Raw genomic sequence first — 14,822 nt, 5'->3', positions numbered from 1 at the left:
AAAACAGAATTTTCTAATTCTTTTTAGAAATAAACAAATTATACGGAAGAATTCGATTTTAATTTGAAAAATCCATTCAGATCGGTTTTGACATTCCAAAAAGAAATTTAGAAAACTACAAATTTCTAGATATAAATGAGTAAACTAATTCACCTAACTTTTATTAAGTGAATTAGTTCTAAATTGTGAAAATTCTATCCTATCGTCTTACCTCATTGACAGTCCACAAGAGCCCATGGATAACCGCAGATATTTGCGAGTTGGTCCATTCCCACGGCGCGATACAAGTTGTTTACTTCATCCTTTGAGATGAGTCCTTTCTGCACGAGTCTCCATCCGAGAGACTGAGGAGAAAACGGACTTTTGATGGAAAGATACGCATCCGTAAACCCGGGACTTCCATTTTGTGGAAGAGGAGAACCGTCGTGCATCTCGCCCAAAGTAACCAGCAAATCTTTCAAACTCACTCGAGAGTTTTTAGGATGAACCACGTCTCCGTAAGAAACCCACTTGAAATTAGCCGGTCCTCCGTCCAAAATTTCTCCTAGCAGCTTCATCTGGTCATAGCGGTATTGGACTTGATTCAATTGAGATGCGATTTCCGGATTGGTTGCGTGATAACTATCAATATGGAATGGAGGCGTTTGTAATAGATAGTGTACAAAACCGTCGTAACGAGCTTCATTGTTCGAGTTCGTTTTACGATCCGTAAAATTGGAATTGAGGCTTTGAATCGCCTGCAATCGAGACATCCAGTCAGGTGAATTTTCCAGAATTCCTCTGACTGACATTTCCCGCCGAAACCTTTGAAAATCGGAATACTTCTGATCTACAATCGGATTTAGCTTCCAACCATCTTTATATGTGCCGATATAAAACGGAATACCTGGGCCTAATTTCCAAGCCCCTTGGTTGCCACTGATCAAATATCTACCGATGGAATCCACAATACCTTCTCCGAATGCTGTTCCCATATCCTGGTATTGATTGGAATTGTGAATTTGACCATAGTATATTTGATTTTGGTCTATATATTGTCCGGCCCAGTTTCTAATGACACCCTGTAGCAACCAGGGAGCTACGGTGAATGTCACTGTATGTCCGAACTCATGGCCTAACGAACTGTCAACCGGATAAATAGTTGGAAGGTTATCTCCATTCGGTGCACTGAAATATAAATTTCCAGCCGACCCTCCCGAACCGTATGTACTGATAAAGTTGGCCGTGTAACAACGAATACAGTTTCGAGTCGGATCGTTTTGAAACATATCAAACTGGATCTTATCCACCGATTCGTTTTTCAATCGATTGTGGAGTTCCACCAGACCTTGCCAATTCGAAAGGGTTGCTCGCAGGCTGTTTGTCATATTTGCAGGAATGAAGTTCAAAATATTCACTATTCCCAAATCGAAAGTTCTTATTGTAGCATTCCAGTATGGATTCAAAGGCAACACTACTTCGAAATAAGGTTCCACCTGGTCTTTGTGTGTATTTGGATCCACAAAGAAAGTTTGGAAGAATTTACTCTGGTCATAGGGCAAGTAATTGAGAGCAGAGATCGCCGTTTTCTCCCAAAGACTACGGATGGTTCCGATCGAATTGTTATATGCAAGATTTGTTTTGTAATCTAGCACGAGAGTGATGCGAACTTTATCCGGAGCGGGGTTTGACTTAAGACAGTTGTTGACCTGTCCACTTACATTTCCGTCCAAGTCGCTTTGCAAATTGGAGATATAACATCCCACAGGATTTGTTTGGGAACTGTTGAAGAAATTCAAATGGACCTGTCCCGGAACGGGTCTGTAACTTCCGGGACTCGGAACATCACTAGAAATTGCAGCTCCGCTTACAGGATCAAAGTGGCGTTTGAACTCGTGGCATTGTTTCCAAGGAATCGTAAAAAAAGAATTTGAATGGTGACATTGCTCATCTTCCAAAAAACCGATTTTTGCTTTGAGTGTGATCGGTTTTTCCTGAACACACAAAACACCCATTTCCACAGTGGCTTGTGGGTCTTCTGGATCTTCCGTTGAAGTCCATTGACAAGGGATCGAACCTGCGGAAATGGAAGATGCGTTTTTGTGATTCGCATATCCTATGGATCCACGGATGGACGAATTTCCGCTCGTCCAGGGCTGGGATGCGGAGGAACAAAGTTGTGTGGAAGTGGCGGTTTTCCAATTCGACTGAAGCCCGGTCCAAATTCCGAAATCATAGATGGAAAAAACATCAGTAAACGAATATGTTAGACTTCCATTCGAAAAGTCGAACAACCCTGCGTCGTTGGTAGTGAACACAAGATTTCCATCGGCTTTGTAATAAGACGTATTCTTTTCAAATACCCAATCCTTTTGTCCAGCCGAAGAAGTCGCCCCCACCGTGGTAGCGACACGATTGGTTCCATCCACAAGCATCGCCTTATAAGACCCGGTTCCGGTTAAACTCGTCGGAATATGAGAATTACAATATGCATCCGCGCCTGCAATTCCTCCAAAATTTCCATTATGAGATAGAGGCGGAACGGAAGCATTGTTCGTATAACTGGAAACAAACACATACAATCCACTGGAAGGAATCAAACTCTGGTTCGATGAATGAGAGTGTATAAGATTCAAAAAGGAATCTTTTATACTTCCCATAGAGATAGTCCCTATTGTAGGATTGGAATTTTCTCCACTGCATCCGATCAGCAAAACCGTAATCCATATAAAAAAGATGGAATATACTTTTTCATATCGAGAACTTCGGTTTTGTTTTTGAAACGGTTTGCGGGATCTACTCATCCCACCCGCGCTTGAGGCAGATTGGCTGCATATCAATGCAACGATTCGATCCATTCTTAACTTTAAAATCCTCATTCCTTTGGAAATCAAAGGAATGATAGACTTTCTTTTTGATTCTAACATTAAATTCTCCTAATTCTTAACAAGGTTAAGAAGGGATAGAGTAACATACTCTCCGGACATTTTAGGGATTGGGTTTCAGGGTTTCGGAATGAAATATTTTGTTTTTTAACGTGGGTTAGGCGTAAGGTGGAAAAAAGAAAATATCTTGTACTCAAAACGCCAGATCACGTATTGAACCGACTTCCACCAAATATGGATCTGACATCAATATTTTGTGCAATAGACAATTATTGTACAAAACGAAAAATAAACTCGAACCTGAAAATACTTTCGAATTGTCTTCGAAAAAGAAATCGGAAATTTGAGTGAGGTTGCAACGATCGTAACTTATTTTCTATCCAACACTTGTATGGGAAAATGTTCCGGAATATCCTTCATTGATTCTACGATTCTTTGGAGTATGCGATAACAGAAGAATTCATCCAAGCCCCAGTTTTTTCCGTAAGAAAAAACTGGGGCTTGGATAGAAGCGAGACGCTTTAGTTGCCAGTTGACCCTTTGGTAAAGTAAAATGAAGTTTTAGAACACGCTGTAAAATATTTAAAGACATTACACAAAGAAGGAACTCAAGCACAGGTTGGTTTTAAATTGCATTTAATCGTGAATGATCGTGGTGAAATAGTATTTATTTATGGTACTTCTGGAAACGTCGACGACAGGAATTTGAAAGTGATTTTTCCACTTGTTAAAAATATTTACGATAAACTTTCGGAGATAAGGATTACATCAGTCAATCTCTATTTGAAAGCCTTTATGAAACGGGGATTCAGCTTATTACAAAACTTAAAAAGAATATGAAGAATAAATTAATGTCTTTAGTCGACAAGATTCTTCTAAGAAAAAGGGCTATCATTGAATCGGTGAATGATGAACTTAAAAATATCTGCCAAATTCAACATATATACATCAGAGTTTTTCAATTGGGCTGTTAACTTACTAAGTGGTTAAGTTGCATTTTCATTCTTTCCAAAAAAACTTCTTTGAATTTGAGATCAAAAGACAATTTTAAATCTTTCATTAGTCCGAACTCACGTTAAATATTTCGCATTCATTCAATCATTAAAGATTCATCTAGAATACATTGAAAATCACGAGAATATAAAAACTCCACGAGAAAGTTTTTGCGAAACGTTATCGGGACGAAGGATGGTAGCATATCCTAAAATTGAATTTTACCGGACCAAAGATAAGACGCTCAATACTTCGTTTTGTAGGTTTGATCCCGGTTCTGGTATTTCTTACAACATAGATTGGAAATTATGATAAAATCGTTAGGGTTTTTGAAATAGAAAAAGGGATGCTTTAAAGGAATCCTGTAAATCGAACTCTTCACTAGAGTTGCCTATCCGTTTTTTTTAAGTTTTGTCGAGAGATTTGCCATGTAGAGCTTTCCTCGGAAACAACGGACTCGCTTTTAAAACTATTTTTCCGTTTTATTGAATTTCAAATTCCACATTAACTTTCGTTTGAATCGTTCTTTCCCCGATAGAAATGGGTGAATGATCGGAGCTAACCTTTCCCATTAAGTAAACAACCTGAGGGGCAAGCATCGAATCTGACTCGACTACTTTAAGTGCAGTTACGTTTGTTTTTCCAATCGACTTCGCAAATACGAGCGCTTTGTTTTTCGCATCCTCGTACGCCGCTGTAAGGGCTTCCTTTTCCTGTTTTTTGGTGGAACCCGCTTTGAATTCGATGCCGCTTACGTTATTGATTCCAAGTTTTTGAACTTCCAACAATAAGTCCTTATAGAATTTGAGATCCCTGAGTTTGAGAAGAATTCCTGAAGAGGAGAGATAAGGTCTTTGTTTTCCCTCTTGTAGATATTGTCTTTGCAGAGTGTAATCGGTGCTATAAATGTCCTTGGTTGCGATCTTGAATCCTTTGGCCTAACGTTAGTCGTTCTTTCTAGATTATTTTTCCTGGGCCACTTTTGGGTCCGGATCTTCCACTTCCACGGAGAAATTCATTTGCACGTAGTCGGTTTCCACAACCGCGGAGCCGCTTCCGAAAACGGTAATCGTTTGTCTGTTTTCTGTTTGTTTGATTTCGGATTGGATTCCCAAAAGCGGAATCGTAAAAAGGAGTAGGGCGGGAAGTTTGTTCATAATATTTCCTGAATATTCTTAATATAACGTAAATTTTGTGTAACCGATACGATTGTGGCAGAAATTCCGAAGGAATTTTCGTATAATGCGTGGTCGGCTGCCATTTTTACTATGAAATTTGCGATCGATTTTCAATCTTTTTTGGATCGAATCTGCGTTAATATATAAAATTTTATATAAAAAAGGCGGAAGAGTAAACTCGACCGCCTTTTACGATTTGGTAAAAATGGGTGTGTGGATGAATTACATCATTCCGCCCATTCCTCCCATACCGCCTCCGCCCATTCCCGCCATCGGGTTTGGAGCGTCTTTTTCCGGCTTATCGGTGATCGTGACTTCGGTGGTTAAAATCATGGAACCGATGGAAGCCGCGTTTTGTAGTGCGGAACGAACCACTTTCGCAGGGTCTACGACACCCGCAGCAACCAGATCTTCCCAAACCATGGACAGAGCGTTAAAGCCTTCGTTTCCTTTTTTAGCCTTTGCGTGTTCCACGATCACGGATCCTTCCAGACCTGCGTTGTTTGTGATCATGCGAATCGGTTCTTCTAAAGAACGGAAAATAATTTTTGCGCCCGTAGCTTCGTCACCTTCCAGTTTCAGAGCGGCAACAGCTTCTTGAGCTTTGAGAAGAGTCAAACCGCCGCCAGGAACGATCCCTTCTTCTACAGCCGCACGAGTTGCGGAAAGGGCGTCTTCCACGCGAGCTTTTTTCTCTTTCATTTCCACTTCGGTAGCCGCTCCGACGTGAATGACCGCAACACCACCCGCGAGTTTTGCGAGTCTTTCTTGGAGTTTTTCTTTGTCATATTCGGAAGTAGTATCTTCGATTTGTTTTTTAATCTGACCAATTCTTCCTTGGATTTCCTTGGTTTGACCTTTTCCTTCTATGATCGTAGTGTTTTCTTTATCTACGGTCACTTTGTTCGCACGGCCGAGCATTTGAAGAGTGGTGTTTTCGAGTTTCATACCAAGATCTTCGGAAATAACTTGTCCACCTGTCAAAATAGCGATATCTTCGAGCATCGCTTTTCTTCTGTCTCCGAAGCCTGGAGCTTTTACCGCAACACAGGAGATGGTTTTTCTGAGAGTGTTGACAACGATGGTAGCCAGTGCTTCCCCTTCCACTTCTTCAGAGATGATCACAAGAGGTTTGCCCGCTTGAGCTACTTTCTCAAGAATGTGGATGAGATCTTTCATGGAAGAGATCTTTTTGTCGTAGATCAGGATGAAAGGATCGTTCAGTGTAGCGACCATGGATTCCGCATCGGTAACCATGTATGGAGAAATGTAACCTCTGTCGAACTGCATTCCTTCTACCACATCAAGAGTGGTTTCGATGGACTTCGCTTCTTCGACAGTGATCACTCCGTCTTTACCGACTTTGTCCATCGCGTCTGCGATCAGAGTTCCGATTGTGTTGTCGTTGTTCGCCGAAATGCTGGCAACGTTTGCGATGTCTTTTTTGTTTTCGATCTTAACCGCTCTTTTTCGAATGCTTTCCACGGCTGCAGTCACCGCTTTGTCGATCCCTCTTTTAAGAGACATCGGATTTGCGCCCGCGGTTACGTTTTTCAGACCCTCGTTAATAATGGATTGGGCGAGAATGGTTGCAGTGGTAGTTCCGTCACCTGCGACGTCGTTTGTCTTTGTGGAAACTTCTTTTACCATTTGTGCGCCCATGTTTTCGAGAGCGTCTTCAAGTTCGATTTCTTTCGCAACAGTCACACCGTCTTTTGTGATGGTTGGCGCTCCGAATTTTTTATCGATTACTACGTTACGACCTTTGGGTCCGAGAGTAACTTTTACCGCGTTTGCGAGTTTGTTCACCCCTTCTAGGAGTTTACGTCTTGCTGTTTCGTTGTATTCAATATCTTTAGCCATGATTTACTCCTGATTATTTTTTAACGACGGCCAGAATATCGCTCTCACGGATGATGAGGTATTCTTTGCCTTCCGATTTGATTTCAGTTCCGGAATATTTTCCGTAAAGGACGGTATCGCCTACTTTTACTTCGAGGGGAACGAGTTTCCCGTCCTCATATTTACCGCTGCCTATTTCGACAACTTTTCCTTCTTGTGGTTTCTCTTTTGCCGTATCAGGAACGAAAATGCTACCGATCTTTTCCTCGGCTTCCTGTCTTGGTTCTACGAGGACTCTGTCACCCAGAGGTTTAATCGATGCCATAGACTAACTCCTTAAAATTATAAGATTAGCACTATATTTGTGAGAGTGCTTATTTAGTTTTTCATTAAAAAAAATCACTTCAAAAGGGTCAAGCACTTTGATACAGAGAGTGCCAAATTTGATGGAAAAGAAAATAGGGAACTTTTGAGGGGAAAGGTTTCTGGAAATTTATCTACGAATGGATATAAAGGAAGATTTTAGGGGAAGTAGATAAAAATGTGGGAATTCTCCCATTTTAAGGATCGCTTCATTCAAACAAAAACAATTTCGGTGTTCTTTTTCTCGATCGCGGATCGAAAAAAAACAAGCGCGGATGAGAATTTATACAGAGCGTGGGGATTACAATTTGAGGGTGGTAGACAGGAACAGAGTGTAAGATCTAATCTTGACTATTACATATTCCGTCTCTTTGCAAAATTGACCGTTAATTTTTGGTACCGTTTTCATACGTCCGAGTAGTAATCCGCTGAAACATCATATTGATAAATTTCTTTGAGGTGGTTGGAAATCTCAAGAGTCGTTATTCCACGTGAGTACATCAAGATGATCTTTTTATCGAATCCCGTAAAACGTGTCTGTCCCTTTTGGGATTTCTCGAGGTTTGAAACTTCCGTTTTTATCTTGAGGAACTTCCAAATGAATTGTTCTTCCGATTGTAAGTCTTGATGAATTTGTAGATTTGCTATTCAAATAGACCACGAATTCTTTTGTCTAATTCTTGATAGGGTTTTACTCTTTTTGCCATCTTTTTGTTTCAACTGATCACCAGTCTTTGGTATATTTGAAATTATGCATATATTTTCTACATGAAAATGATTCTTTTTGTATTTTACGCGCCATGCTTTTATCCTTTTTCTTTGGTACGTAAGTGTCGACTGTAATTCGGGGGAGGTTTGCTTTCTTGCTTATACCCTATACTCAGCAAGTAGATTTTGGGAACTCGTATTTCCGCTTCGTTTGAATCGTTTCTTAAAAGTTTTAGAAACCAACTTCTTTCTTGAAAAATAACATTGACGGTCTGTTTTGCGCTCACTAAAGTGACGCTGCTTAAGTTATAATTTTTATGAGAATACATCCTCTTTTTTTTATTTTCCTTTTCAATTGTGGTTTGGCTTTAACTCCGCAAATTACTACGACAATCCCTCCGCAAAAGAAGGAAACGAAAATCGAAGTAATTCGATTTAATATCCTTTATGGAGAACTTATGAATCTCATCGGGGTCAATTTAGGAATTGTTAATATGGTGGAAAATAGGATGATCGGAGCCCAAGCTGGAATCGTAAATCTTTCAAAAAAAGATTCTTACGGAGTTCAAATTTCTGCCTACAACGCAAGTGAAGCTAAGATAGTCGGGGCTCAAGCTGGAATTGTAAATACATCCGGTAATACTTATGGAGTTCAAGCTGGAATTGTAAATACATCGAGAAGAGATACATACGGCGCCCAAGTCTCTTTATATAATTCAAGTCAAAATCAAATGGTAGGCACACAAATAGGGATCGTAAATTCCTCACAAGGAAACACATACGGCGCCCAAATAGCGCTCGTGAACACAGCCAAAGATAAAGGAGCCGGCATTCAAGCAGGGCTGGTAAATTACTCAGAGGGACAATCCAATGGATTGCAAGCAGGAATCGTCAATGTAGGTTCTCAAAGAAATGGTTTTGACCTTACGGTTGGTGCGGGAAACTTTCAGACCAAAGGGATGGTGATCGGAGGTTTGAATTTATATTCGGAAGGAGTCAACGTAGGTATTATGAACGAACAAGGAAACGGTTTTAATTTAGGCGCTCTGAATATTCAAGGCAAAGGAATCAATGTAGGTATTTTAAATGGAGGTACGGGAATTCATATCGGTCTTATCAACTCAGCCGGTGAGGAAGACACGGATGAACCTACGTTAGAATTCGGTCTTTTAAACTTTTGCGGAAAAGGAATCCTTCCTGTGATGATCCTTTTTAATTATTGTAGATAAATATGAAATATAACTATTCTCTAATATTCCATTCTATTGTTTCCGTTTTAAAAATTATTTCCTCTACGATCTTATTCTTAAATTGCGGTGTGACCGGCTTCAGTGGTTCTAAATCCTATTTCAGAATTCCCGCCAGAACGGAAACGGAGGTTTTTCACACCAGTCTTTCCAAAGGTGAGGTAAAAAATTTATACGGAATCAATTTGGGTGTCGTCAATACCGTACAAGAAAACCTAATGGGGATTCAAGTTGGAGGCGCCAATGTTTCGGAAGGAAATACTTATGCAGCCACACAAGTTGCCCTTTACAATGCCGCTAATAATGCAGGTTTTGCTCTACAAGTGGGCGGATCGAACAAAGTCCAAGGTGCCGCGGGAATTCAATTAGGATTTTATAACAGTGAAAGAGGAAAAAAGGCTAAAAGATTTCAAGTTATAGGAGAAATTCGCGGGGAAAATAATTCCGAAATTGGAGTAGGAATGAACAAAGAAGAGAAAGGGATTATAGCGATTCAAGCTGGCGGAATCAATCATGCGGAAAGTAGCGCGGGAATTCAAGTAGGACTTTATAACGACGAAGAAAACGGAGTTTTTACAGTTCAGGCTGGAGGACTAAATTTTACGAAAGAAAGCGACTCTGGAATTCAATTAGGAATTTATAATGCAAAAACGGCTCCCGGTTTATACCTAACCCTAGGTGCAATCAATAGTGGTGGCGGCGGAGTTACACTCGGAGTCATCAATTTCAATGGAAGAAATGGATCCGGTCTGAATGCTGGAGTGCTCTACAATTCGGGAGGGAAGGGGATCAACGTAGGCGCCATCAATGGAGGAACCGGAGTGAATCTTGGTGTCATCAATTCTTATAGTAAAGGACTCACTGTAGGAGTTGTTAACACTAACAGTACAGGACTTAATATGGGCGCAATCAATAAAGGAATGGGGTTTAATCTCGGAATCTTGAACATCAATAACGAAGGAAAGGGATTTAATATCGGAGCACTTAATATAGGCGGAGAAGGAAATTTCCAAATCGGGGTTGTCAATATTTGTCCGAACGGAGTTTTGCCGATTACGATTCTCTTGAATTATTGTTATAAAGATTAGAATCTATGACTTTCTTTCGAAATAGTTTTTTTATACTTATCGCTGTGATCTTTCTTCCATTTTTTGTGAGTATCTTTACGATTTCTTGCATACATCAAACGAAATCCGAAGAGATGATCGATTTTTCAAAATACCTTCCTAAAAAGACGATCGAAATAGACGTAGATAAACAAGCCCAAATTGAATTTAGTTTTTTTCCGGATAAAAAAAATCAAAGTAAAAGCCAAACTCCTCTTTCTAGTATTTTATCTCCCACATTTGAGCCCAATACTTTGATCGTTCCGGCGGAAACAAAACTGATTCTTTCACTCAATTCTTATTGTTTGAAATCATCGGGAGCGGGTCCGTATCCGAACGAACCTTACAAAGTTATTTATGTAAACGAAGTTAATGAAATTCGAAGGCTTTTGAATAGCATGTGGGGACAATGTAATTCAAGGCAAGATGTACAATCGGTTGCTTGGAATATCATGAATCGGGTTCCACATAATTCGCTTCCATCTTCTCAGAAACAAATGTTAGGCTTGTCCGGAATTCTACAAGCTGTGGAAGACATCCCTATTCTTGGACTGGGGATAAAAATTGCGAAAGTTCCCGTTTCCGTTGCAAAGGATGTAGTCGTATATAGTGTCGAAAATTTCGCTTCTATAGAGGCGGAAATTATAAATCGTAAATCGGAGCATCAAATTCCTTCGAGACCGGAACCCAGCCGTCATGGTCCGTTTTTTATCGAAGTATTGAGTACACGCGGTTTTTCCGGGGTTACGATTTCAGTTTACAATTATACGACTAAACCTGCAAAATTTCAGGCGCATGAATTTCAATTACAACCGGAACGAAAAGACGTTCAGCCCTTGGCTATAGAACTTTCCAGAACGTTCGCTTGTAACTATAAAAAATTAAAACCGATCGAACAGATTCGATAATGCTCATTTAAAATCGTATTTATTTTTGTTCCTTTTTTTGAAGCTTAAAAGAATTTTAAATCCCAATAATATATTTGTTAATTATTATGATCTAAAATAGATTTTATTTCTTAAGTCGTTTTTTATAGCAACATAGTCTTGGTGTTTAGAAAATCTTTTAAGAGTAGGAATTATTAATCTTATGGTATCTTAAGTTTCTACAACAACGACCCAGGAAGTTTAACGAAAACATTTGTATTGATCGAATATGGAAAATATCATTCAAAACCGATTAACTACTAAAATCAAACGTAACTTGCGGAAGTTTGCACGCCTTGTTGGGAATAAAATCAAATGGGATTCTGGGGCAGACTCTAAAAACTTTTTATGTGTAAACTATAATAAAACAGGTTATGCGCAACACCTTTCTGAATATTTAATCTCTGTTTCATATTATAATTTATGAAATTTGAAACGATTGTAATTTTTAGAATTATGGTTTTATGTTTTAATAATGTTTTTCTAAATTTATAATTTTTTAAATATAAAGAGCCTGTCTTAAAAATCTTAAAAGAAATCGGTTATAATGATTCAGTGAGTTCGTAATAAAACATAGAAGTTTCCATAGATTACGTTCCTTTGGTAGTTTATGAGATTTCGAGCATATTTTATAACTGTTAAGTTCTCGTAGAGACTCCTGGATTCCGAGGTTTTTAAAACAGACTCAAAATATTTTTTTAACTTGTATTCACGATTTAATTCTAATTAGGAGGTTGTCAGTTGGATTGTGTAAGTGACTTGTGGATTGACCAAAAGTAATAAGGATAAAAAACGAAAGGACAAACCAAAAAATCGATCAAAAGATACTACTCGACGAGTTAATGAGCCCAGAGGAATGAATCGGATAAGACTGCTTGTTAAAGCAACTATCTGCTTGAAAGAACAATGCAAAGCCTCTTTAAGTTTTGCGTTTAACTGAATTACTACGGTACGAATCTGCTTGAATCAAACGTAAAAAGCGTCATTTGCAAGATGTACGCAAAAAAATGTTTCTTCCTTTGTTTACTTTTCCTAAGGAGACTTGAATGTTGAAATGCATATTAAAAAAAATATATTTCTGTTCTTTTGTATTTGTGACCGCATTTTTTGGAGGATGCGGAGAAGGGAAAAATTCGAATTCGTTCGGAATCTCTTCCTTAAAAAATTCAATTTTGAATTTAGTCGATTCGCACTCGAATAACTTGACCGTAGTTCCTTCCGGAGGACTTTACGTGTTCGTCACGAGTTATACGAACAGTTCTTCGGTTTCACCTCTCACTCACAATGGAAACTTCGCGGGCATTTCCGGCGCAGACGCATATTGCAATTCCCATATTCCTTCCGGTCTACCAGGAACCGGATCTTACAAGGCAATGCTTGTCGACGGAATCAATCGTGTCGCGACTACGGTCGGCTCGAATTCTTCGTCAGGTCAAAAAGACTGGGTTTTTCAAAAAAACACTTCGTATTACAGAGCAGATGGAAGGATGGTGTTTACTACGAATGATGCGGGGCTTTTTGATTTTTCTGCGGGAAATCTTAGCAACGCGTTCGCCGATTCTTTTTACGTCTGGGATTTCGGAATTTGGACTGGACTTCAATCCAATTGGAAAACGGTCCCATCTACACAACTTTGTTCTTCTGCATCGTTACCTTGGACAAGCGGAAGTGTGTCCGTTTCAGGTGGAATAGGATACGCGAATTACAACAATGGAGCTTCCATATCGGCGGGTTCTATTCCTTGTCAGTGGAAAGAAGCCCAAGATCCAAATTCTCAAGGAAGTATGGAAATGGGAATTCTTTGCGTACAAGAAAAACCGATCACATTCAAAGCAAAGATTGGTTTTTTAGAGGATGAACAGTGTCATCATCAAAACATTGGAAGTTCTCCTTTTACAATTCCTTGGAAACAGTGCCACGAGTTCAAACGTCATTTTGATCCTGCAACGGGCGTCGCGATTTCGAGTGACGTTTCCGCTCCCGGAAGTTATAGACCTTTACCCGGCCAAGTTCATTTGAATTTCTTTTCCAGCACTCAAACGAACCCTACAGGATGTTATGTTTCCAATTTGCAAAACGATTTAGATGGTAATATAGCCGTACAAGTGAACAGTTGTCTTAAGACGATTCCTACACCGGATCGAGTTCGGATTACGGTTGTTTTAGACTACAAAACCAATCTTGCATATAACAATTCCACAGGAACCATTCGCGCTCTTTGGAATAAAACCGATGTGACCGCTTTGAATTATCTCCCCTATGATCAAAGTAAATTTTTCCAAACTCTTTACGTAGACTTGGATAATCAGAGTAAGGTGGGATTGTATTTTGAAACAGTTCTTCCTTTGAGTCCTTATTGGGACGAGACGACAAAAACCTACGATCTTGCAACGGTGAATATTTTGAATTCCGTTTCCCCGAGTCTTGCAAATAGTATGCGATTGACTCTTTCCAATTGGCAAGGTGCGGTTGAATTGCACAATCGAGTCAAGTCCGAATCGATTGATAAAATCCAATTTGATATGTTTCAAAACGATCCGTCTAAAAAGTGTAATCGTTGTTATACGCTTAATTTTACCAATTCATACGCTTCAGGAGCGATTCCTGGAAATTTATACTTTTTAGGGCCGGTACTAAATGCCATTGTTATTTATCCAGTGGATAATCCCTTAAGTCACGAATTCGGACATACTCTTGCATTTTCTGCGGCACCTAATTTGTCATTGGCCGAAAACAATTGGGCTGGTCAATTTAGAGATTCAAACAATCACAACTACGCTCGGTCTCACTCCATATATCAATACCAAGATATGGTGACCGCTCTTACAGAAGGGATTGTAAATCCGATCGGAAGATATCTGATTAGTGGGAATCGAGGCACCTGGAGATACGATCCGTTTGCTCTTTATTTTGGTACCTATCAATACGGTTGGCAACTCACTCCGGTCGTAGACCAACAGTATTCCGATTTTCAAAGATTTCGATACGAAATGTGGAAGAGAGGAATTGTGGAGAATTCTCCGGAGTGGAATTCCAGATTACAGAATATCCAGGGAATCAATTCTACGTTTACGGATTACAAAACGAATTCGAATAACGAAATGCGTTATGACGCTTTTGGCCATTATTTGTTACAGGTCGCTCCGTTTCACATCGATTGTTGGAACGCGACCGGTTCGAACGCTTCCAATCTTCATTTGTTGAGTTACAAATACGATCAAATGAAATTGTTAAGCGAACTTTTGGACGGAGGTCCGGTCAGCTACAAATCGACTACGTACGGTGATGTGGTTCATCCCAAAAACACGGTGATCAGTTTAAAGGATTTATTGATCACCTTAAACGAACTCTACGACGGCTCTCCTCTTCCGGCTAACGGAACTCCTGGTTTTACCGATAAAGTTCTTTCAATCAAAAGTCCGTTTTCTCCCCAATCTTTGGGATGGAAACTGATTCAGAAAGGGCTTATTTCTAAGAGCGAAGTAGATAATTTATTTCGTGCGGTGGGGATGGACCAACTTTCGAATATATGCGGTTATCCTTGGGCCTTACCGGATTGTCAATGAGATAGAAGGTCGTTTTTAGAACAATAATT

6 protein-coding genes and 6 pseudogenes are annotated in these 14,822 nt (G+C 39.6%); 6 read left to right on the top strand and 6 right to left on the bottom strand.

The annotated features are described in order from the left end of the window. Window positions 1-212 precede the first annotated feature (212 nt). Together LEP1GSC190_RS21110 and LEP1GSC190_RS11155 are read right to left on the bottom strand one after the other, a co-directional pair. Window positions 213-989: pseudogene (locus tag LEP1GSC190_RS21110) on the bottom strand (DUF1554 domain-containing protein); the annotation flags it as partial. A 74-nt stretch (window positions 990-1,063) separates the two neighbouring features. After that, window positions 1,064-2,906, bottom strand: a pseudogene (locus LEP1GSC190_RS11155) (DUF1554 domain-containing protein); the annotation flags it as partial. A 192-nt stretch (window positions 2,907-3,098) separates the two neighbouring features. Between LEP1GSC190_RS11155 and LEP1GSC190_RS20275 the strand changes: the two are divergent. Further along, window positions 3,099-3,334 (top strand): annotated as a pseudogene (locus LEP1GSC190_RS20275) (IS982 family transposase); the annotation flags it as partial. Between the two features lie 105 nt (window positions 3,335-3,439). Continuing rightward, a pseudogene (locus LEP1GSC190_RS21105) lies at window positions 3,440-3,943 on the top strand (transposase); the annotation flags it as partial. Between the two features lie 396 nt (window positions 3,944-4,339). Here the strand turns inward: LEP1GSC190_RS21105 and LEP1GSC190_RS11145 are convergent. From LEP1GSC190_RS11145 to LEP1GSC190_RS20260, 4 genes and pseudogenes are all read right to left on the bottom strand, one after another. Further along, window positions 4,340-5,014, bottom strand: a pseudogene (locus tag LEP1GSC190_RS11145) (SIMPL domain-containing protein). A gap of 243 nt (window positions 5,015-5,257) precedes the next feature. Then, the gene (groL, locus tag LEP1GSC190_RS11140; protein ID WP_002747786.1) at window positions 5,258-6,898 is read right to left on the bottom strand and encodes a chaperonin GroEL; all 1,641 of its coding nucleotides are present in this window, start codon (window positions 6,896-6,898) and stop codon (window positions 5,258-5,260) included. Window positions 6,899-6,911: 13 nt separating this feature from the next. Further along, the gene (gene groES / locus LEP1GSC190_RS11135) at window positions 6,912-7,202 is read right to left on the bottom strand and encodes a co-chaperone GroES (protein WP_002619721.1); all 291 of its coding nucleotides are present in this window, start codon (window positions 7,200-7,202) and stop codon (window positions 6,912-6,914) included. A gap of 446 nt (window positions 7,203-7,648) precedes the next feature. Beyond that, window positions 7,649-7,850: pseudogene (locus LEP1GSC190_RS20260) on the bottom strand (transposase); the annotation flags it as partial. A gap of 415 nt (window positions 7,851-8,265) precedes the next feature. Here LEP1GSC190_RS20260 and LEP1GSC190_RS11115 point away from each other — a divergent pair. The 4 genes from LEP1GSC190_RS11115 (at window position 8,266) to LEP1GSC190_RS11100 (ending at window position 14,793) form a co-directional block, all read left to right on the top strand. Next, window positions 8,266-9,177: an LA_2272/LA_2273 family lipoprotein gene (locus LEP1GSC190_RS11115; protein WP_002747814.1), complete on the top strand. Its 912-nt coding sequence runs from the start codon at window positions 8,266-8,268 to the stop codon at window positions 9,175-9,177. A gap of 2 nt (window positions 9,178-9,179) precedes the next feature. Then, window positions 9,180-10,283: an LA_2272/LA_2273 family lipoprotein gene (locus LEP1GSC190_RS11110; protein WP_002747860.1), complete on the top strand. Its 1,104-nt coding sequence runs from the start codon at window positions 9,180-9,182 to the stop codon at window positions 10,281-10,283. Between the two features lie 5 nt (window positions 10,284-10,288). Then, window positions 10,289-11,209: a hypothetical protein gene (locus tag LEP1GSC190_RS11105; protein ID WP_036035542.1), complete on the top strand. Its 921-nt coding sequence runs from the start codon at window positions 10,289-10,291 to the stop codon at window positions 11,207-11,209. A gap of 1,064 nt (window positions 11,210-12,273) precedes the next feature. Beyond that, window positions 12,274-14,793, top strand: a complete 2,520-nt coding sequence (locus LEP1GSC190_RS11100) for a DUF1554 domain-containing protein (protein ID WP_002747851.1) — start codon at window positions 12,274-12,276, stop codon at window positions 14,791-14,793. The last annotated feature ends 29 nt before the right edge of the window (window positions 14,794-14,822 follow it).

Source organism: Leptospira mayottensis 200901116, from assembly GCF_000306675.2.
GTDB lineage: Bacteria > Spirochaetota > Leptospiria > Leptospirales > Leptospiraceae > Leptospira > Leptospira mayottensis.
Note: the sequence above shows the minus strand (reverse complement) of the source record. Positions and strands in the feature narration are given on the sequence as shown.